At 70.7% G+C, this 18,776-nt stretch carries 18 protein-coding genes and 1 pseudogene; 11 read left to right on the top strand and 8 right to left on the bottom strand.

The genetic code is table 11. The features are described 5' to 3' along the window. Nucleotides 1-235 precede the first annotated feature (235 nt). Nucleotides 236-562 (top strand): YkvA family protein, encoded by a 327-nt coding sequence (locus ACIGEZ_RS19665; protein WP_399832678.1) that lies wholly within the window; start codon nucleotides 236-238, stop codon nucleotides 560-562. 232 nt (nucleotides 563-794) lie between these two features. Here ACIGEZ_RS19665 and ACIGEZ_RS19660 read toward each other — a convergent pair whose 3' ends face one another. Continuing rightward, the gene (locus tag ACIGEZ_RS19660) at nucleotides 795-1,991 is read right to left on the bottom strand and encodes an MFS transporter (RefSeq protein WP_399832675.1); all 1,197 of its coding nucleotides are present in this window, start codon (nucleotides 1,989-1,991) and stop codon (nucleotides 795-797) included. Nucleotides 1,992-2,114: 123 nt separating this feature from the next. Here ACIGEZ_RS19660 and ACIGEZ_RS19655 point away from each other — a divergent pair, with 123 nt between their 5' ends. Next, nucleotides 2,115-2,447, top strand: coding sequence for an ArsR/SmtB family transcription factor (locus ACIGEZ_RS19655; RefSeq protein ID WP_399832673.1), 333 nt, complete (start codon nucleotides 2,115-2,117; stop codon nucleotides 2,445-2,447). Between the two features lie 227 nt (nucleotides 2,448-2,674). After that, nucleotides 2,675-3,256, top strand: coding sequence for a putative glycolipid-binding domain-containing protein (locus ACIGEZ_RS19650; RefSeq protein WP_399832671.1), 582 nt, complete (start codon nucleotides 2,675-2,677; stop codon nucleotides 3,254-3,256). A 181-nt stretch (nucleotides 3,257-3,437) separates the two neighbouring features. Here the strand turns inward: ACIGEZ_RS19650 and ACIGEZ_RS19645 are convergent, their stop codons facing one another. The 4 genes and pseudogenes from ACIGEZ_RS19645 to ACIGEZ_RS19630 form a co-directional block, all read right to left on the bottom strand. Then, nucleotides 3,438-4,811: a pyridoxal phosphate-dependent decarboxylase family protein gene (locus ACIGEZ_RS19645; protein WP_399832669.1), complete on the bottom strand. Its 1,374-nt coding sequence runs from the start codon at nucleotides 4,809-4,811 to the stop codon at nucleotides 3,438-3,440. A 224-nt stretch (nucleotides 4,812-5,035) separates the two neighbouring features. Then, nucleotides 5,036-5,162 (bottom strand): annotated as a pseudogene (locus ACIGEZ_RS19640) (MerR family transcriptional regulator); the annotation flags it as partial. 99 nt (nucleotides 5,163-5,261) lie between these two features. Beyond that, the gene (locus tag ACIGEZ_RS19635) at nucleotides 5,262-5,825 is read right to left on the bottom strand and encodes a dihydrofolate reductase family protein (RefSeq protein WP_399832667.1); all 564 of its coding nucleotides are present in this window, start codon (nucleotides 5,823-5,825) and stop codon (nucleotides 5,262-5,264) included. A gap of 160 nt (nucleotides 5,826-5,985) precedes the next feature. Continuing rightward, nucleotides 5,986-6,402, bottom strand: a complete 417-nt coding sequence (locus ACIGEZ_RS19630) for a hemerythrin domain-containing protein (RefSeq protein WP_399832743.1) — start codon at nucleotides 6,400-6,402, stop codon at nucleotides 5,986-5,988. 470 nt (nucleotides 6,403-6,872) lie between these two features. Between ACIGEZ_RS19630 and ACIGEZ_RS19625 the strand changes: the two genes are divergently transcribed. The 5 genes from ACIGEZ_RS19625 (at nucleotide 6,873) to ACIGEZ_RS19605 (ending at nucleotide 12,702) form a co-directional block, all read left to right on the top strand. Beyond that, nucleotides 6,873-8,078 (top strand): hypothetical protein, encoded by a 1,206-nt coding sequence (locus ACIGEZ_RS19625; RefSeq protein ID WP_399832665.1) that lies wholly within the window; start codon nucleotides 6,873-6,875, stop codon nucleotides 8,076-8,078. Between the two features lie 44 nt (nucleotides 8,079-8,122). Next, the gene (locus tag ACIGEZ_RS19620) at nucleotides 8,123-8,860 is read left to right on the top strand and encodes a class I SAM-dependent DNA methyltransferase (protein ID WP_399832663.1); all 738 of its coding nucleotides are present in this window, start codon (nucleotides 8,123-8,125) and stop codon (nucleotides 8,858-8,860) included. A gap of 200 nt (nucleotides 8,861-9,060) precedes the next feature. After that, entirely contained in the window at nucleotides 9,061-9,477 is a 417-nt protein-coding gene (locus tag ACIGEZ_RS19615) for a hypothetical protein (protein ID WP_399832661.1), read from the top strand. Beyond that, nucleotides 9,455-11,533 (top strand): tetratricopeptide repeat protein, encoded by a 2,079-nt coding sequence (locus ACIGEZ_RS19610; protein ID WP_399832659.1) that lies wholly within the window; start codon nucleotides 9,455-9,457, stop codon nucleotides 11,531-11,533. The genes ACIGEZ_RS19615 and ACIGEZ_RS19610 overlap by 23 nt, the downstream gene beginning before the upstream one ends. A gap of 302 nt (nucleotides 11,534-11,835) precedes the next feature. Next, a complete protein-coding gene (locus ACIGEZ_RS19605) occupies nucleotides 11,836-12,702 on the top strand; it encodes an alpha/beta fold hydrolase (protein WP_399832657.1) in 867 nt (288 codons plus the stop codon). A 109-nt stretch (nucleotides 12,703-12,811) separates the two neighbouring features. On the opposite strand, the gene ACIGEZ_RS19600 is transcribed toward ACIGEZ_RS19605, so the two are convergent. Next, the gene (locus tag ACIGEZ_RS19600; RefSeq protein ID WP_399832655.1) at nucleotides 12,812-13,255 is read right to left on the bottom strand and encodes a hypothetical protein; all 444 of its coding nucleotides are present in this window, start codon (nucleotides 13,253-13,255) and stop codon (nucleotides 12,812-12,814) included. A 232-nt stretch (nucleotides 13,256-13,487) separates the two neighbouring features. Then, entirely contained in the window at nucleotides 13,488-14,186 is a 699-nt protein-coding gene (locus ACIGEZ_RS19595) for a D-Ala-D-Ala carboxypeptidase family metallohydrolase (RefSeq protein WP_399832653.1), read from the bottom strand. A gap of 382 nt (nucleotides 14,187-14,568) precedes the next feature. Between ACIGEZ_RS19595 and ACIGEZ_RS19590 the strand changes: the two genes are divergently transcribed. Next, nucleotides 14,569-14,910 carry a DUF5713 family protein gene (locus tag ACIGEZ_RS19590; protein ID WP_399832651.1) on the top strand — a complete coding sequence of 114 codons (342 nt, stop codon included), beginning with the start codon at nucleotides 14,569-14,571 and terminating at the stop codon, nucleotides 14,908-14,910. Between the two features lie 278 nt (nucleotides 14,911-15,188). On the opposite strand, the gene ACIGEZ_RS19585 is transcribed toward ACIGEZ_RS19590, so the two are convergent. Continuing rightward, nucleotides 15,189-16,634 carry an MFS transporter gene (locus ACIGEZ_RS19585; RefSeq protein ID WP_399832649.1) on the bottom strand — a complete coding sequence of 482 codons (1,446 nt, stop codon included), beginning with the start codon at nucleotides 16,632-16,634 and terminating at the stop codon, nucleotides 15,189-15,191. A gap of 90 nt (nucleotides 16,635-16,724) precedes the next feature. Here ACIGEZ_RS19585 and ACIGEZ_RS19580 point away from each other — a divergent pair, with 90 nt between their 5' ends. Both ACIGEZ_RS19580 and ACIGEZ_RS19575 read left to right on the top strand, forming a co-directional pair. Further along, nucleotides 16,725-17,654 (top strand): LysR family transcriptional regulator, encoded by a 930-nt coding sequence (locus ACIGEZ_RS19580; protein ID WP_399832647.1) that lies wholly within the window; start codon nucleotides 16,725-16,727, stop codon nucleotides 17,652-17,654. Nucleotides 17,655-17,978: 324 nt separating this feature from the next. Beyond that, nucleotides 17,979-18,701, top strand: coding sequence for a dienelactone hydrolase family protein (locus ACIGEZ_RS19575; RefSeq protein ID WP_399832645.1), 723 nt, complete (start codon nucleotides 17,979-17,981; stop codon nucleotides 18,699-18,701). Nucleotides 18,702-18,776: the final 75 nt, after the last annotated feature.

Below are 18,776 nucleotides of genomic sequence, written 5' to 3'. Positions count from 1 at the left end.
GGTGCGCTGCTGTGTCGCGTCGGTGGGCGCGCCCACCGACCATGGATCAGCGGTCCGGGTAGCTCGGCTGGGACCTTCATGGGGTTCTGCCGGCAAACCGTTGCTCGAGTTCGGGGCGGCGATTGGCTGCCGACGGGCAGGGACGATCGGGCCCGGGCGGTCGGTCTGGCGTCGTAGCCTTGAAGCCGCCGAGGCCCGATGGGCGGGGCCGGACGTTGCGGGGTAGGAGAGCGGTGTGAACAAGGCCCTCTGGCTCATCGTGGCCGTGGTTGTCGTGCTCGTGGTGGCGGGATTCGCGGCCGTTCTGCTCGTACGTGTCTGGCAGGCTCGCAAGGTGCTGCTGGACTCCGGTGTCCCTTTGCAGTCCAAGGCCCTGTTCTGGGCAGCCGTGATCTACACGGTCTCACCGGTCGATCTGATCCCGGACCCGGTCTATCTGGACGACATCGGCGTGCTCCTCGTCGCCCTGCGCGCCCTGCACGCGGCGGCCGCCAGGAGCGGGGCGGAGCCCGAGAGCCCGGAGGGCTCGGTAGGCGGTGCGGCAAGGGTGCCGCCTCCGTGATGGTGGGTTCGGATCGCGGCCCGCGCAGCCGGTCCTCCAGTGGCCGTCACCGCCCTGGGGGCGGACGGGGCACCGGCTCACCGCGGCCGGCCCCTGCTCGTGGCAGCGTCCGCCGAGCGCAACCACCGACACGCCATGGGAGTCGCGAGAACATAACGGCCGCCACTCGCCGTCCTGTTCGACTACGCCTGCACGTCGGCCCCTGCGAGATCATGCAGACGCGCGGGGCGGTTCACGCTTTGGTCCTTTCAGGGTTGTCCGCGGCCGGTGTCAGCGGCTTGGCAGTGGGCGCGGCGGGGTGACGCGTGGTTCCCAGGTGCCACAGGAGAGTCAGGGCGGCAACGCCGGCGGCCGCCGGGCCCAGTTCCGCCGGGGCGAGCCCGAACCACTCCTGCGCCAGCCCGCCGAAACCGCCGCCGGCGGCGATCCCGACATAGAGCGCGGAGGAGTTGAGGGCGAGCAGGACCGGCGCGGCGGAGGGGCTGAGGGCGATGAGCCGGTGCTGCTGCGGGACGACGGTGACGCCGACACTCACGCCCCAGACCACCGCCCAGACCAGGGCGGACGCGAGGGTACGGGTCGCCGGCGGGGTCAGGACGAGAGCGAGAGTGGTGAGGGCGAGGGCGCCGGTCAGGACGCGGGCGGAGTCGTACCGGTCGACCAGGCGTCCGGCAGTGAAGTTCCCGGCCAGGGTGCCGACGCCCCAGGCCAGCAGGATCAGGGTCAGCTGCGACGCGTCGCCGCCGGTGGCGTCCCGCAGGGCCGGGCCGATGTAGGTGTAGAGGGTGTACGTGCCGAGGAAGGCAAGGGTGGTGACCGCCAGCAGCGCCAGTACGCGACCCTGCCTGAGCGGGCGCAGCCGGTCGGGCAGCGAGGCGGCGGGGAGCGCCACCCTGGGAAGGCCGACGGCGATGCCGAAGGCCGCCAGCAGGCCGATACCGGCGACGGCCCACAGGGTGACGTGCCAGTCGGTGCGGCCGATCAATGTGCCGAGCGGCAGCCCCAGCGCGGTCGCCAGGGTCAGGCCGCCCAGCACGAAGGCCAGGGCGCGGCCCCGGCGCTCCGGTGGTGCGATGGCAGCCGCGGTGCTGGAGGCCGCGGCGGTGATGATGCCCGCGCCCACGGCGGTGACGATGCGGGAGGCGATCACCACCGCGTAACTGGTCCCCAACGCGGTGACGATGTTGCCGATCACGAACACGGTCAACGCGATCAAGAGCGCCGACCGCCGGTCCAGGGCACTGGTGAGGGCTCCCATGAGGGGCGCGGACAACGCCACGGTCAAGGCGAAGGCGGTCACCAACTGACCGGCCGCCGGGGTGGAGACCTCCAGGTCTTCCGCGATGGACGGGAGGAGTCCGGCGATGACGTAGCCGTCGGTACCGACGGCGAATGTCGCCGCGGCTAAGGGGAGGAGTCGTTTCAGCATGAGCCGTGCCGCCTTTCAGGGCGCTGCGGAGGTCGGTGATCAGCACGATAGGCAATACATGGATGCTTGTCCATGTATCAATGAGTGGATAAGCTGATCCCCTGTCACGGAGGGAGGAAAGCGATGCGCGCGGTGTCCCAGCCGGCGACCGAGGCGATCCGGATGGTCGAAGTGCTGCGTGCGCTGGCCGATCCGGTGCGGCTGGAGATCGTCCAACGCCTCGCCGTGACCGGCGAGGAGAGCTGCAACGCCATCGGCAGTGACCTGGACGTCCACCAGACGACGCTGTCCCACCACTACCGGGTACTACGCGAAGCGGGAGTCACCTGGACCACCGTCAAGGGCCGATCCCGGCTGGTGCGACTGCGCCGCGACGACTTGGACGCGCTGTTCCCCGGCCTGCTCGACTCCGTACTGAACGGAGCCCGCCACACGCACCAAGCCGCAGGAGACTGACACCCCAGGCAGCCACCTCAGGCCGCCCCCGATGCGTCCCGCTCCGGCCAACCTGGCGACAGTACGAGCGAGAAGAGTGCGGAGGGGGACCACCACCGTACGCATCCGGCAGCACCAGTGCGGGCCGAGACCGACGTCCGTCTCCGAGTGGCCGGCAGGGAGTGGTTCCCGGCAGCATCCGGCCGCGCTCCCGCGACAGAACCGCACCCCGGTGCCAGTGTCACGACATGACCTTCACCGAGCCGCCCGCCGCAGCGGCATGGCAACACCGAGAAGCCCGCAGCGGCTTCGAAGTCGCGTGGCTGCACCGTTCACCGGACGGCCTTCACCTCGACGGGTGCACCACCGCGATCGAAGACGGCCGGATCTGGGCGGTGGAATACAGCATCCGCCTCGACGCACACTGGCACACGCGCGGCGCACACGTCGCGGGACGCTCGGCCGACGGAGTCCGACAGATCCGGCTGGAAGCGGACGGGACGGGCCACTGGCTCATCGACGGCACCCCCGCACCACACCTGGACGGCTGCCTGGATGTGGACCTGGAATCCTCGGCCCTGACCAACGCGCTGCCCGTCCGCAGAATGGACCTGCCCATCGGCGCCACCGCGAACGCCCCCGCCGCCTACGTCACAGCCCCCCACCTCACCGTCGAACGCCTCGACCAGACCTACCACCGCACCACCGACCAATCCCGCCACCAGCGCTACGACTACACCGCCCCCGCCTTCCATTTCACCTGCCGGCTCGTCTACGACGAATCCGGCCTACCGCTCGACTACCCCGGAATCGCCACCCGCGTCACCTGACCCACCCGCAACACCCAGCCCCGGGCAACGGGCGGGCGGCCGAACCGGCCGCCGCCAGCGGCGCGATCCCCGCGCCGTCGGCGGGCTCGAGAGCAGGAACGAACACCCCCCCCGTAGACCCGGTGCGTCGAAAGACGGCCCTCGTGAGGCGGGCCGTGCCGGCGCAGCGTGATGCGGGCGGTCACGGTGGGATGCTGCCGGCCGCGCGCTCGATCGCGTCAAGCGTCCGTCTCACGTCGTCGTCGGTGGTCGACCAGTTGCTGACCGAGATACGCATGACACGCCGGCCGTGCCAGGTCGAGCCACTGATCCACGCCGTGCCGTCATCAAGCAGCCGAGCAAGTACGCGATCGGTGCGTTCGTCACTGCCGAACTCGGCACACACCTGGGTGAAGACCACCTCATTGAGCACCGTCGCGCCACCGAGCCCGGCGATGCCGGCCGCGAATGTCGCAGCATGACCGCACAGCCGCTCGACGAGGTCGGCCACACCTGACCGGCCCAGCGACCTGAGCGCGGCCCACACCGGGAAGGCACGACCACGCCGCGAGAGCTCGGGAACCTTGTCGATAGGGTCGCCGTGCTCGTGCTGGATGAGGTAGTCGCCCCGCTCCCCCATCGCCGCCCGGATCGCAGACGCATCCCGCACGATCGCGAGCCCGCAGTCGTAGGGGACGTTCAGGGTTTTGTGGGCGTCCGTCGCCCAGGAGTCGGCGTCCGCGCAGCCTGCCGTCAAGTGCGCGTACCGGGGCGAGGCGGCCGCCCACAGTCCGAAAGCGCCGTCGACGTGAACCCACGCACCTGCCTCCTGCGCGACGGGGACGCTGTCGACGAAGGGATCGAAAGCACCGGAATGGATATCGCCGGCCTGAAGGACCACGATCGTGGGTGCCTGCCCACCGCCCGCCAACGCCTGCCGTAGAGCCCCGGGCTCGATGCGCCCCTGATCATCCGCCCTCACCAGCTCCGGCTTGCCCAGACCCAGATAGCGCAGCGCGAGATCAACCGACATGTGCCGGCTCTCACCTGCAACGACACGCACCCGCGGGCCGCCGGCAAGGCCGTCACGGGCCAGGTTCCAGCCGGCGCGGCGCAGCACTTCGTCACGAGCGGCGGCCAGGCACGTGAAGTTCGCCATCGTCGCACCCGTGGTGAACCCGACAGAGCAGCCGCCTGGCATGCCGAGCAGGTCGAGCAGCCACGCACCGGCGATCTCCTCCACCGCCGCGTACGCAGGAGACGCGGCACGCATCACACAGTTCTGATCCCACGCACTGACCAGCCAGTCGCAAGCAAGCGCCGCCGGTTCGGTACCGCCGATCACGAACCCGTAGAAGCGGCCACTGGGAAACGCTGTCAGCCCCGGCTCACAGGCCCCGGCCAGCAGATCGACGACATCGGCAGGGACGCTCGGGGCGTCGGGGAACTCCACCCCGAGCGCACGCACGATCTCCTCCACCGAGGCACGAGCGGGAACCTCCCGCTCCGACAGACTCGCCAACCACCCCACCGCATGCTCATACGCCTGCCGCAACGCCGCATCACGCGCGTCCATACCACCGACTATGAAACCGCCGTCACCACCCCGCAACCCGCACCCCACCAGGCCAATCCACACCCCCACCACCAAGCAACACACACAAACCCCGCAGAGGAAGCAGACACCCTGCCCCAGAGACCGTCTCGCCGCAGCCGACCTCCACGACGTGTCGTGTCAGCGCCGCACACGGCCGGCGGGCCGTCCCTGACGGCCAGGACGGTCAGGTGCGACGCGGTTCGGGCTATGAGCGGGCGGAGGCCGAGATCTGCCGCGTCGAGGGCCGGCGAGGTCGCTGTTGCGCTCGGCCCACCGGCCGGACGCGAGGTCGTTGCTGAGGGTTCGCCCCGCCCTATGCTCGGCCTCCGGCTCCCCGTACCGCAGAGGTGAACACCGAACGCCGCCGGAGTCCTCGACATCCCACTGCCCACCGTGCACGAGCTCGTTGGGGCTCGGCGGACGGGCCGGCTAACGCGCCACGCGGTAGCGGAGGTAGACGACTCTCGAGCCGAAGGTGCGGGTCTCGACGAGTTCGAGATCCACCCGGCGCTCGTGCCGGGGAAAGAACGGAGTGCCACCGCCGACCAGCACCGGGTAGACCACGACCTGGTACTCGTCGATCAGACCCAACGCTCCCGCCTCGGCGGCGAGAGTCGCGCCGCCGATCGCGATGTCGCCCTCCCCCGGCTCGGCTCGCAACCGCTCGATCTCCTCCGCCAGGCTGCCGGAGGCCAGGCGGGCGTTGCCCTGCACCGCCGACAGCGTGGTGGAGAACACCACCTTGGGAAGCGGCTTCCAGAGCGCGGTCCACTCGCGCATTGAGTCGTCGAGTGTGGGGTCCTGGTCGGCGGTCTCCCAGTACAGCATCGTCTCGTAAAGACGTCGTCCCAACAGGTGGACGTCGACCCGTCGAATCTCGTCGATCCAGAAGCGAAAGACCTCCTCGTCGGGGGCCGTCCAGTCGAATTCGCCGTCCGGCCCGACGATGTAGCCGTCGAGTGAGACGCCCATCGAATAGGTCACGCTGCGCATCAGAGGTCCTCCTCGGGAACGGGTTCGACAGTAGTACCGCCGGACGCCGCAGGACTCATCGCGGCTCGCGGGATCCCCGGGGCGTGTCACCTCACGAGTCCAGGCGCCTACCGCCGCGTGGACGAAGGCGACTCCCGCCACCAGCTGTCGGGTCCGGGGGTCATATCGGCCCCAGCACCTCTTGGGGTACGGCTGCAAGCTCTAGGGTTTCGAGCACGGTGAGCAGTTGACGCTCCTCGTACCGGAAGTGGCTCTCCATGATCGCGGCGATGCCTTCGAGGTGGTTGTCAAGCTCATCAGTCGGCGCGGCCCGGTCGACGGCGGCACGGAGGCTGCCGAGCAGGTGGGCGATCATCGAGTGATCCTGCTCGAGCACGCGCAGCACCGGTCGAAGCTCCGGATGCGCAGCTGCGATGGCCGGAAACAGGGTGCTGTCCTCGCCACGATGGTGGCCGTCGAGAGCCGTGCAGAAGCCATGGCAATACAGCAGCAGTTCACGGGTGGCCGCCTCACCGGGGTTTCCGTCGGCAAGGGAGGCACGGGTCACGGACAGCGCTTCCCTTAGTCGGCCGTGCACCCGACGGAGTTCTTGGCTCCAGGCGACGAGCCTGGTCGTCTCGCGCTCAGTCACGCGAGAGCGAAGGGTGCGACGAATGCATCGTCGGCCTCCTTCGATCCGGCGCCTCCATGCCTGACACGGTCTGCCACCGGCACGCGACGCTTCCCCCACACTACCCCGCTTGTCGTTCCGTCTGCGCCACCGTCCTTCCGCACGCCGAGCGCGACCCGCACAGCGCTGACAAGCGCAGCCGTTCCTGGTGCTCTGGAAGCCATTGTCGCGGAAGTGGCAGGGCTCCGGCCGGAGTTGTGCTCAGATCTGACCGTACGCGTGGACGCGCTGCCGGCCGCGGCGTGATGCGACGGCCGACGCCGCCCCGACGCCGCCCCGGCGCCGGCTCGCCCGCCCCGCGCGGGCTCGCGGAGCCGGCCCTTCAGGGCCAGAAAAATGGGCGATGCGACGGTGAACCGGGCCGTTAGCATCGGGCGATGCGCACGATCGAGACGCTGTTGCCCCAGCACGGGAAGCCGGATGTCGCCTCCTTGCGGGGGTACGACGCTGACGACCTCGCCCGCTACATTCTGGATCCGGACAACGCCTGGTGGCGCCGCCGGCTGTGCGTGCACGCGCTCGGTGGCCGGGTCCCCGAGGCCCGCGTCGCCGGCCTGCTCGGGCGGATCCGCGACCGGGGCGAGACCGGCGAGGTGCGCATCGCTCTCCTCGACCTCCTCGCCGACCGGTCCGAGCTCCTGCCGTGGCTGCGCCACGAGGACCGGCGGGACGAGCCCTCGTACGGCATGCCCGAGGCGATCCTGAAGGCCCGAGGCCTGCTCGGCGACCGCACGGCCGCCCGCGATCTGGCGACCCTCGCGCACTCGCCCTGGCAGCGCACAGAGGCGCTCGGGGAGGCGGGGCTCGACGCCCTGGTCGAGCGGTACGGGGTCGAGGCGGTGCTGGCCGACCTCGGCGGGGGCCGGCCCGAGGACCGCGCCTTCGCCGTGCGGATGCGGCACCGCGCCGGGCAGGACGTCACCGGGCACCTGGCCGACCCCGACCGGGCCGTCGCCCACCTGGCCGAGTCGCTCGTCGCGGACCGGGGCCGGCTTCTCCGTTACCTGGACGAGGCGCCGACGACCGAGGCAGCGGTCCGGGCCGCCTGCGCCCTGCACCGGCTCGCCGAGGACCCGGTCGAGACCCGCGCGATCGACGCGCGGTTGGGCAGCCCTCGGGTGGAGGTCCCCGGCCTGGACGAGGAACTGCGCCGTCCGATCGTCCACGCGTACGCGCCGGGCTGCCAGCGGCAGAGCGACCCCCGGTGGCGCCTGGAGGCCCTGTGCACCGAACCGCCCGCCCGCCCCGACCAGGAGGCGCAACTCGCCCGCGCGACAGCCGCACTCACCGCCGCCGGCCTGGCCCCGGCGGGTCCCGTCCCGTGCGGGGAGCACCGTATGCAGGGCGATGGCACCTTCCATGTGTACGAGTGGGGGGACGACGAGGTCCACGTCAGCACGCTCGGACGCTTCGCCACGGGCTACGAGGACGACCACGCCGCCCGCCGCCCGCTGGAAGGGGCCGGCTTCCGCTGGATCGACGCGGAGACCTCCCAGGTACGGGTCACCGACCTGTGCGTCTACTACTTCGGCCACCGCGAGCCGCTCGACGTCGGCGACCTGCTGTTCTACTGGCAGGACTGAATCCGTTCGACAGCGCCCCTCGGCACCCGGCAAAGTGGCCGTCCGTGACGAGCAGTGAGCTGTGGACCCGTGCGACCGCCGACCGCTACGACGCCGAGGAGACCGAGATGTCCTCGGCCGCCGTTCTCGGACCGACTCTCGACTTCCTGGCCGAGCTCGCCGGAGACGGCCGGGCACTGGAGTTCGCCATCGGCACCGGACGAGTGGGCGTACCGCTCCGGGAACGCGGCGTGCCGGTAGCGGGCATCGAACTGTCCGGGCACATGGCAGCCGTGCTGCGGCGCAAGGTCGACGAGGACACGCTGCCGGTAGCCATCGGGGACATGGCCACCACCGCCGTCGCGGGCGAGTTCGCCCTGGTCTATCTCGTCTACAACACCATCACGAACCTGCTCACGCAGGACGAGCAGGTCGAGTGCTTCCGCAACGCCGCCCGTCATCTGGAGCCCGGCGGCCGGTTCGTCATCGAACTGGGCGTGCCGCCGCTGCGGTTCCTGCCGCCCGGCCAAGTCGCGGTGCCGTTCGACGTGTCCGAGCAGCATCTCGGGTTCGACACCTTCGACCTCGTCGAGCAGATTCTCGTCTCGCACCACTTCACCCGCGAGGACGACGGCCGCTACCGCGGCGACAACTCCCGGCACCGGTATGCCTGGCCGGCCGAGCTCGACCTGATGGCACGGATCGCCGGGCTCGAGCTGGAGCGTCGCGTCGCCGACTGGGACGGGGCGCCGTTCACCCAGGACTCCGCGAAGCACATCTCCGTGTGGCGCAAGCCGACCTGAGGCAGCCACCGGGGCCGTCGACGTAAGCCGTGCGTGTCCCGGAACTCCTGTCGGAGCCGGGCATGGTCCTGAAGTGCGCGGGTCCTCGGGGTGGTGTGTGAGCCGGTCGGTTGCGGCAGAGTCTCCTGGCCGTTCCTTCCACAGGACGGGGGACCTGGCCGATACCGTGGACGGTGGATCGGACTTCTTTGGGGGATGCGATGGATCCTGAGCTGGCGGCTTTGGCTTCTTCCGCGGCAACGGCTCTGGTGGCGGCGTGGACCACGGATGCGTGGGCGGGTGTGAGGCAGAGAGTCATCCGTCTCCTGGGGCGGGGTGACGACGCCCGCGCTGCCGCGGCTGCGGCGGAGCTCGACGCCGGTCATGCCGACGTCGTGGCCGCCGGCGCGGCGGGGGACGTCGCGCGTCGCGCCGAGGTGGAGCGGGTGTGGAGCGATCGGTTGGGTCGTCTCGTCGTCGAGGAGTCGGCAGCTGTCGACGAGCTTCGTGTCGTCCTCGGCGTTCTGCGGCAGGCTGTCGTCGCGTCCGGCTCTTCTGCGGGAGACCACGTGGAGGTGCATGGCAATACCTTTCACGGGCCTGTGCAGATGAAGGGTGTCCAGCACAACCACGGGTGAGGAAACCGCGGTGGTCAGTGATCACGACAGTGTTGATGTACGTGGCAACTCCTTCGGCGGGCCTGCCCAGGTATCCGGGACTCAGTACAACTACTTCGCCACCGGTCCGCCGGTTCTGCCTTCGCCTGCGCAGTGGATCGCTGTCGAGCAGGCGGATCCGCTGGCCTTCGGCGTCCACCGTCCTCGTCAGCGTGAGGGGCGGGCCGCGCTGCAGCCGTATGTGGAGCGGGATGCCGACGTGTCCGTACGTCCGTTGGCGGCTCGGCTGGGGCACTCCGGAGGCCTGCTTGTGCTCACCGGGGATTCGACAGCGGGAAAGACGCGGTGCGCGTTCGAGGCGATGCGGGCCGAGCTGGCCGGCTGCATGGTGTGGGCGCCGTCGCGGGACGCGGACCTGCGGGTTCTGGCCGACGCCCCGCTGCCGCCCGCGGACGGATGGATCGTGTGGCTGGATGACCTCGAGGACTACATCCGCGACACCGGGCTTGACCCGGCGCTCGTCTCCCGGCTCGGGCAGCGGCGGATCGTCATGCTGGCCACCCTGCGGGACGAGTACGTCGACCGGTACCAGCGGCGCAGTGCCAGCCTGAGCCCGAGCGGGCAGCCGCACACCGTTGCGGCCCATCTCGGTGCGCGCGTCCTGAACATGGCCGAGCAGATTCCGCTCCCCCGCCTGTGGAGCCGTGAGGAGCTGCGCCGCGCCGAGCAGGCGAACGAACCCGGTCTCGCCGAAGCCCTCGCCCACCGCGGTGACTACGGGATCGCGGAGTACCTGGCCGCGGGGCCTGCCCTGCTGGACGAGATGAACCGGGCATGCCGCGTGGGCGGGAACCCCCGCGGATACTCCTTCGTGCGGGCCGCGATCGACCTTGCCCGGGCCGGACTGTTCGAGATCCCGTTCGCGGCCGTCGAGGAACTGCACACCAGCTATCTGAGGGCCCTGCCCGGAACCCGCCCGGAAACGGCCGCGGAGGCCTTCACCTGGGCGACGCGTGTCCACTACGGGGCGACCGGGATGATCAACCCGGTGGGAACCGATTCCCTGGTGTGGAAGCCCTTCGACTACCTGATCGAGCACTTCTCCCGGGAGGAGCTGCCCATCCACCGGGACACGTGGGCCGTCGTCCGCACCCACGCCCAGAGCCAGTGGCATCTCCACATCGTCGGCCTCCTGGCGACCGCGGCCGGCGAGGAGGAGGTCGCCGAGGGCATCTGGCGCCCTCTGGTGGACGCGGGCAACGCCGACGCGTCCTTCCACCTGGCCCTCCTGCGCGCCCGGCAAGGTGATCTCGCGAACTGTGAGCGGCTCCTGCACCGAGCCGCCGATCTGGGGCACGAAGAAGCCCCCTACGGCCTGGGACTGCTGCTGTTGCAGCAAGGGCGGGTGCGGCAGTGCGAGTACCAGTGGCTGCGCGCGGCGTACGAGGGAAACGCGCAGGCTGCCTACAGCCTCGGCTCTCTCCTGCACGACCAGGGACGACAGGCGGAGGCAGAGACGTGGCTGCGTACGGCTGCCGAGGACGGATACGGCGATGCCCTCTACACCCTGGGGCTGATGCTGGCGAAGAGGAAGCAGTACAGGGAGGCTGAGCTGTGGCTGTGGGAAGCGGCCCGCGACCGGGTCGAGGAGGCAGCGGAGCTCCTGGACTCCGTCATCCTCCTCCGGGAAGCCATGAGCGACGTCCACGAACTCAGGCAGGAAGCAGAGGAGGGAGACAGCGATGCGGCGTTTGCGCTGGCCGAACGCCTCCTCTGCCTCGATGAGGTCAAGGAAGCCGAAGTGTGGTGGAGCCGGGCTGCCCGGGCAGGACACCCCTTGGCCGCCCTTCGGTACGGGATGCGTCTCACCGTCACCCAGAACGATCACCCGGCCGCAGAGCCCTGGCTACGCATCGCGGCAGATACGGGAAACCCTGACGCGCTGTACTGGCTCGGGGTGAACCTTGACAGGCAGCGACGGGTGCGCGAGTCACGACAGTTGATCACCCGAGCCGCTCGTGCAGGTCACACGGCCGCCACCCAGTACCTGAAACAGCATCCCCTGCCCAGGACCTGAAGCAGCATCCGTCGCGGTGGCCCGTACCTCCTCAGCAGTTGGCAGAGGCAGCAACCCTAGTCCTGAAGATCGGCACGCACCTCCGGGGCTGAACAGGCACCCTTCGCACGGCGAGGTCGACAGGGTCGCGGAGCGACCCGTGGTGCCCGATCCGACGGCCTGGGAATCCTGTCCCGTCGACCGTCCGCCGCGAGACCGGCTGACGACCTGGCCCGCCGACACCTCGGCTCGCGGGACGGCGACGTTCTGCCGTGAATGAAACGCCTTGGTCGTCGACCGACGGCGAGGCTAGCTTGGCCACCATGCGTGAAGTGATCACAGACAACGGCCGGATACTGGCGGTGGAAGAGTGGGGAGTGCCCACCGGGATACCCGTCGTCTACCTGCACGGCAGCCCCATGAGCCGGCTGGCACGCTACCCCGACGAGTCCCTGTTCCGCCGCCTCGGCGTCCGGCTGATCACCTACGACCGGCCCGGATTCGGGTACTCCACGCCCAGGGAGGGGCGTCGGGTCGTCGATGCCGCTGCTGATGTGGCCGCCATCGCCGACGCGCTCGGCCTGAACCGCTTCGCGGTGTTCGGGGTGTCCGGGGGCGGCCCGCACGCCTTGGCGTTCGCCGCGTTGCATCCCGGTCGCGTCACGCGGGTGGGCGTGCTGGCGAGCCTGGCACCGCGTGACGCGGCGGGGCTGGACTGGACCGCCGGCATGAACGAAGGCAACTGCCGCAGTGCCGCTGTGGCGTTGACGGGGCGGCGTGCCGTCGTGGAACACCTCGCGACTGTCGGAACGGCGGGTCTGCCCCCGCTGCCGGACGTCGAACAGGCGGTTCTTTCCCGGCCCGACGTCAGCGCCATGCTGGGCGCGGCTTTCGCCGAGGCGGTCCGGCCGGGGCTGGACGGCTGGGTGGACGACGTCATGGCGCTCTTCGGTACCGAGTGGGGGTTCGACCCGGCGGCCATCAGCCTCCCTGTCCGGATCTGGCACGGCGATCTGGGCACCCTTGTTCCACCGGCGCACGGTGCGTGGCTGGCCTCGCGCATCCCGGCCGCCACGCTGAGGACACAGGCCGACGCCGGACACGCCGGCCACTTCGACGCCACCCCCGACATGCTCGGCTGGCTCATCGACGACGCCGAACGCGCTGCCGTCACCCCCCACGGACGCTGACCTCAGCGCCGCAAGCGGGGCAACCCACTCGATGGACGGCCCCGGCCCGTCTGGTTCACGATCCCGGTCCGTTCGAGCAGCCCGCGAGTCCGCGCCGTCGCACACGTATTCAGAACATGCGGTGCCCCTGCACCCACGCGGTTCTCGTGCCGTCCTGCCGGACGAGGCGGAACTTCTTGACGCCTTCGTACCGAGCGCCGACCGACCGGAACGTCAGGCCGGCGACGAAGCCCACGGCACTGAGCGCGAAGAGGATGCCGACGGGGTTCGTCGACTGGTCCGACTCTTCTCGGGTCTGCCCTCCCAGGTGGAAGAGCATGGGTACGGTGACCAACAGAGAGAGCAGGAGCGCCCATCCGAGTACCAGGTAGATCCGGTGCTTGAGGCGCGCCTTGGCTTCGCTCTCGACCCTGACAGAGAACAGTTTCGCGCAGCGCGGGCACGCGAACGTCACGACCTCGTCGCCGCGCTCCGGCCTGCGCATCTCGGGCGCCGACAAGGCGGCCACACTCCACTTCACCGTGGTCCCGCCGAGCCCGCCCGTCACGCTCATCCGGCACCCGATGCTCAGGGCGTACCTCTCATCCAACGACACGCTGTCCCCCGCTCCGTGTAGGGCATGGAAGCAGCCCGATCGTAGCCTGCGAGGACGTGCCCGAACCCTGCCATGACGCGATTCCGGACCATCCGGCGCGGTTCCCACGACGAGCCGCGTGTGGGGCGGCCGGCGGCATGAGTCGTCGTCGCTCGGGCATACCGCCGACTGCCTCAGGCGTCGCGGCGGCTCAGATGCCGCAGCCGGAGGCCGACCAGAATCGGCTGCTGCGGTGGTCGACGTGGGTGTGGTCGCTGTGACCGGGGTAACCGGGGCCGAGGATGCCGTTGAAGCCGTGGTTGCGCGCCTGCTGGGCGAGGGAGCACAGGGAGTGCGGCCCCGCGCCGAGGTCGGCCGCGTCGCCGTACAGGTGACGGCTCGACGCGGCTCCGCCGACGGCGTCGTTGCAGGCCTGGCTGCGGAACCCGCTGGTGACCTGGATGGGCTGGTCCCCCAGGGCGTGGCGGAGGGCTTCCAGCTTCCACATGGAGCGCAGCGCGTTGGCCTTGGCTGTTGCCGCGCTCACGGCCCCGCCCGCCCAGGTGGTGTTGCAGTCGTTGAGTTCGGCGTAGGAGAAGTGGACCGGCGTGCAGTCGTCGTCTTGCAGTGCGTAGATCTTGTTGAAGGTCGCGGGGCCCGCGACGCCGTCGGCGGCAAGTCCGTAGGCGCTCTGGAAGCGCGTGACCGCCGCGGCGGTGCCAGGGCCGTATGCGCCGTCGATGTCCAGCACGCCGCCGTAGCCGGGATAGCCGGCCACGCGGATCTGCAGCGCCGTCACATCGGCGCCGGACGCGCCTTGGGAGAGGGTACGGGACCAGGTGTAGCAGCCGTCCGCGTGCGCCGTGCCTGCGGCCGCCACCACCCCGAGCAGAAGGGATGATGCAAGCATGACCATCGAGAGAAGGGTGCGGACAAGCCGCGACTGAGCGGTGGATCCGGGCATCTGGACCTCCATCGCCGAGCGAACGAGCCTGCGACGGTCCGCGGTACCGGCCCGTCCCCCCGAGGTTCGCCGTCCGGCTCGTCACACGTCAACCACGCCTCACAACCGTCATTTGTCGGCCCAATGAAACCCCGGTGGACGACCCGCGAGGCAATCCCGCGAAGGAGACCGGCGGTGTTCGTCCCGGACCTGGCGTGGCTTCAGGTGCCGGGGCCGGCGCGCCCGTCGGTGGAGACCTGCACGGGCAGGGACCGCGCCGTCCTCGGGCTACGACTGTCAGTGGTGGCGTGCATGATCGGTGGGTCGGATTCCGAGGGACGGAGGCGCCATGCCGATCACCAACCCGCATGTGGCGGAACACGCCTTTCTGAAGCGGCTGTACGCGGACCCGTACTTCCCTGATCCCGTCGTCGACAAGGGCAGGGCGATCCTGCTCCGGCTGTGCGAACGCGTGGAGGCGGAGCAGCCGTCGGACCTTGCTGCCTTGTACGTGGTCACCCAGGCGGCGACGGAGGAGTTCAACCTCCTGGAGGCGGAGTTCGAGGCGGCGGGCAGCGAGATCGAGACGTTCGCGCGCGAGGAGATCGCCGAGGACTTCTGGTTCGTCGCCTCGGCCTACGGTTTCACGGACGCGGACGCGGAGGAACTGATCGCCACCCGTGAGTGGTGAACTCCGGCCGCAGTCCCGGCTCTCGGCCGCCGGTCTGCCACGCTCCGCACGGTGCCGGGTCTCAGGCCCGCCCTTCATGGGCCGGACCCGTGAAGTCGATGCCCTCGTGGGCGGATTGGGCCGGGGGCGGCACGGCACCGCCGCTGCCTGGCCCGGAGGGACGCTCGCGTGAAGCCCGAGCCGCGCTCCCCCGCACGCCCCCAGCCCCGGAGCCCCCGAGCCCCGAAGCCCCGAAGCCCCGACACGATCACGGAGGCCGGGGTCCGTGGAGGCCGGTCTCAGGGGGTGGGGCGGCGCTCTGGTTCGGGTCGCCGGTCGGGCCCGGTCCGGTAGCCGAGGGTGACCAGAGCGGTCGCGATCAGGACGACCGCCCCTACCGTGCGCAGTGCCGGGCTCATCGCGTTGGCGAAGGACGCCGTGTGCGCGTCGGCGTCGTGCGCGGCGAGCACGGTTCCGGTGACGGCCACCCCGAGGGCCGCCCCGATCTCGCGCGCCGAGGTGCCGAGGCCGGAGCCGAGGCCGGCCTGGTGGGTGGGGAGGGCCGCCACGACGCCGACGGTCAGGACCGGCATGCACAGGCCGGTTCCCGCCGAGATCACCAGCAGCCAGCAGGCGTACGCCGCGTACGGCGTGGCCGCGTCGGCGGTGGAGGCTCCCAGGAGCCCGGCGCCGATCAGGAAGAGCCCGGTGACGACGGCCGGCCGGGGGCCGGATCGGGCCTGCCAGCGGGTCGCGACCTTGGGGAAGAGGGCCATGCCGATCGTGAGCGGCACGATGGCGAGACCGGTGATGGCGGGGGCGTATCCCTTGACGTACTGGAGGTACTGCGAGTTGGCGTAGAAGAGCGAGAAGAGGCCGAAGAAGCCGGTGGCCGTGCCGAGGACGGCTGCGCGCAGTCCACGGGAGCGGAACACCCGCGGGTCGAACAGCGCGGCCGGCGAGCGGAGCGCGTACCAGGTGAACAGGCCTGCCAGCGCCGCGCCCACCGCGAAGAACACGGTGATGCGGGGCGAGCTCCAACCGTATGCCGGGCCCTCGATGATCCCGGCGAGGACGGCGACCAGGGCCGCGACGAGCAGGAGTGTGCCGCGGGGGTCGGGACGACCGTGCGGGGAGCGCTCGGTACGCGGGGTGGTGAACGCGACGGTCCAGGCGAGCAGCGCGGCCAGCGGGACCATGAGCCAGAACAGCGCACGCCAGGAGAGGAACTGGCCGACCGCGCCGCCGACCACGTTGCCGGCGAGTCCGCCCAGACCGACGGCGAGGGTCCAGGAGGCCAGGGCCCGGGCCCGGTGTTCGGGTCCGGCGAGCTGCACGAGGATCGACATGGTCGCGGGCATGATGCAGGCGGCTCCGGCGCCTGACACCCCGCGGCCGGCGATCAGCAGCGCCGGTGAAGCAGCCAGTGCGCTCAGCGCCGCTCCGGCGGCGAACAGTGCGAGTCCGGCGAGCAGCACGCCCTTGCGGCCCCGACGGTCGCCGAGCGCCCCGGCGGGGATCAGCAGACCGGCGAAGACGAGGACGTACGCGTCCACCGTCCACAACAGTTCGGTCGAGGACGGGTGGAGGGAGGCGGCGGCCAGTTGGGGGATCAGGAGGTTGATGGCGGCGACCATGCTCTGCGCGACGAGGACGCAGGCACACAGCGCCAGCAGCGTCGAGCGCTTGAGCGAGTCGGGTGGGGCCTTCCGCGGCAGGGACGGCGAGAGGGCAGGCGAGGACATGGCTCCTCCGGGGAGCGTCGTTTGAGGGATGCACGCTCACCGTAGGCTCGGCCTCAGGATGACTACCAGTGCAAGTTGTGCAAGAGATGAGTGCGCATGACGCAATCCGGCGGCCCCATCGGCCTCGATCTGAACCTGCTGCTCGCCCTTGACGTCCTGCTCGAGGAACAGAGCGTGCAGAAGGCGGCCCGACGGCTGCACCTGTCCGAGCCGGCCACGAGCCGCACCCTGGGCCGGATCCGCAAGGCGCTCGGCGACCCGGTCCTGGTGCGCGCCGGACGGGCGATGGTGCCGACGCCGTACGCCCTGTCGGTACGGGCAGAGGTCAGCGCCGTCGTGGAGCGGGCCAAGGCGCTGTTCGCGGCCGCCGGGCCCACCGATCTCCGTACGGTCGAGCGCACCTTGACCGTGCTCGGCCATGACGCCCTCGCCGCCTCGCACGGTCCCGCGCTGTTGGCGCGCGCGGCCCGCGAGGCCCCGCAGGTGCGGCTGCGGTTCCTGAACGAGAGCCACGTCGACGCGCCGGTGCTGCGGGACGGGGTCGCCGACCTCGAGATCGGCGTCATCGATACCGTCCACCCCGAAGTGCACACCGAACACCTCCTGGACGACCATCTGCTCGCGGTCGTCCGGCCGGGGCACCCGCTCCTGAGGGGACGGCTCACGCGGCGGAGGTTCGCCGTGGACGCGGACCATCTGATCGTCTCGCGCCGCGGCCGGCTGCACGGCCCCATCGACACCGCGCTCGCCGAGCACGGCCTGCGACGACGCGTCGTCGCCAGCGTCGGAACGTACCCGGCGTCACTCTTCATCCTCCGCGACACCGACCTCGTCGGCCTGATCGGCGCGCGCAGCCGCTCACTGGCCGAATCCGTCGGCCTGGTCACCTTCGGCATCCCCCTCGACCTGCCTCCCCTGCCCATCGGCCTGGCCTGGCATCCTCGACACGACGCGGACCCGGCCCATGCGTGGCTGCGCGACTGCGTGCGAGAACTGCTGCTGCCCGAACAGGACGACTGAGCGGGACGCTTCTGCCGGCCCTCGCAGCGAGTCGGTGCTTCGCGCACTCCGATCTCGTCTGCGCAGCTACGGGCAGGGCTACGTGCCGCCGCGGTCCGGGGGGTTCAGGGCCTCTGGAGGGAGACGGCCACCAGCCACGGAGCCTCCGCGAAAACCCGTTGGCGGACCGCGGCGGCCACTGCTACCTTTCCGGAGGCCGTGCGAGAGAACGAGGAGGTGGTACCCGTGAACACAGTAACGACATGGGTGCTCCCCTCCGGGGTCACGGTCGGGCGATAGGTCGTCCGGGAGCGCCGTTCAAGAGCACTCCCGAAAGGCACGACCATGCATGTCACTTCCGAACGGCGGCTCGACGACGGCGTCCTCGAGTGCGAATTCACCCTCGGCGAGATCCCCGGCACCCTGTGGACGCCCGAATCCGCCGCACCGGTTCCGCTGGTCCTGATGGCCCACAACAACGGCCTGCCCAGGTCGGCAGCCAGGCTGGTGGCCCGGGCCCGGTACACCGCGGCGCGCGGCTACGCGGTGGCCACCATCGACGCCGCCGGGTGCGGCGACCGGCCCCGTTCCGCAGCCGATGAGCAGGCCCGTGCCGAGCTGCGGCGGGCGATGCAGGCCGGCGAGCCGGTCGACGAGATCTTCGAGTCCTTCATCCGCCCGCTCGTCGAGAACGCGGTCCCGGAATGGCGGACCACGCTGGACGCCCTCCTTGAGCTGCCCGAGATCGGCGGCCCGGTCGGGTACTCGGGGTGGACCGCCCTCGGTATCCACCTTGCGGCGGTCGAGCCGCGGATCGCGGCCGCCGGCTTCTTCGCCGGCGGGTACGTGCCCCGCGCCCAGCGCGAGGAGGCCCGGCAGGTCACCATTCCGCTGCTGTTCCTGCTCCAGTGGGACGACGAGGGGAACCCGCGGCAACGGGCCCTGGACCTGTTCGACGCCTTCGGCAGCAAGGAGAAGACGCTGCACGCCAATCTGGGCGGGCACACCGGCACCCCGTGGTTCGAGGTGGACGACGGGAACCGGTTCTTCGGCCGGCACCTGAAGTAGGACCTGACTGTCCGGCGGGCAGCTTGCGGTGAGCAGTATCGGCCAGGATGCCGTCATCGAGGACAGGTTCCGGCC

The sequence above is a fragment of the Streptomyces sp. NPDC085481 genome (assembly GCF_044541845.1).
GTDB lineage: Bacteria > Actinomycetota > Actinomycetes > Streptomycetales > Streptomycetaceae > Streptomyces.
Note: the sequence above shows the minus strand (reverse complement) of the source record. Positions and strands in the feature narration are given on the sequence as shown.

Coding starts and splice junctions, on each gene's coding strand:
- ACIGEZ_RS19605 (WP_399832657.1), top strand. CDS start 11,836: ATGCGTGAAGTGATCACAGACAACGGCCGGATACTGGCGGTGGAAGAG.
- ACIGEZ_RS19635 (WP_399832667.1), bottom strand. CDS start 5,825: ATGCGCAGCGTGACCTATTCGATGGGCGTCTCACTCGACGGCTACATC.
- ACIGEZ_RS19595 (WP_399832653.1), bottom strand. CDS start 14,186: ATGCTTGCATCATCCCTTCTGCTCGGGGTGGTGGCGGCCGCAGGCACG.
- ACIGEZ_RS19655 (WP_399832673.1), top strand. CDS start 2,115: ATGCGCGCGGTGTCCCAGCCGGCGACCGAGGCGATCCGGATGGTCGAA.
- ACIGEZ_RS19660 (WP_399832675.1), bottom strand. CDS start 1,991: ATGCTGAAACGACTCCTCCCCTTAGCCGCGGCGACATTCGCCGTCGGT.
- ACIGEZ_RS19650 (WP_399832671.1), top strand. CDS start 2,675: ATGACCTTCACCGAGCCGCCCGCCGCAGCGGCATGGCAACACCGAGAA.
- ACIGEZ_RS19625 (WP_399832665.1), top strand. CDS start 6,873: ATGCGCACGATCGAGACGCTGTTGCCCCAGCACGGGAAGCCGGATGTC.
- ACIGEZ_RS19615 (WP_399832661.1), top strand. CDS start 9,061: ATGGATCCTGAGCTGGCGGCTTTGGCTTCTTCCGCGGCAACGGCTCTG.
- ACIGEZ_RS19590 (WP_399832651.1), top strand. CDS start 14,569: ATGCCGATCACCAACCCGCATGTGGCGGAACACGCCTTTCTGAAGCGG.
- ACIGEZ_RS19575 (WP_399832645.1), top strand. CDS start 17,979: ATGCATGTCACTTCCGAACGGCGGCTCGACGACGGCGTCCTCGAGTGC.
- ACIGEZ_RS19645 (WP_399832669.1), bottom strand. CDS start 4,811: ATGGACGCGCGTGATGCGGCGTTGCGGCAGGCGTATGAGCATGCGGTG.
- ACIGEZ_RS19585 (WP_399832649.1), bottom strand. CDS start 16,634: ATGTCCTCGCCTGCCCTCTCGCCGTCCCTGCCGCGGAAGGCCCCACCC.
- ACIGEZ_RS19600 (WP_399832655.1), bottom strand. CDS start 13,255: ATGAGCGTGACGGGCGGGCTCGGCGGGACCACGGTGAAGTGGAGTGTG.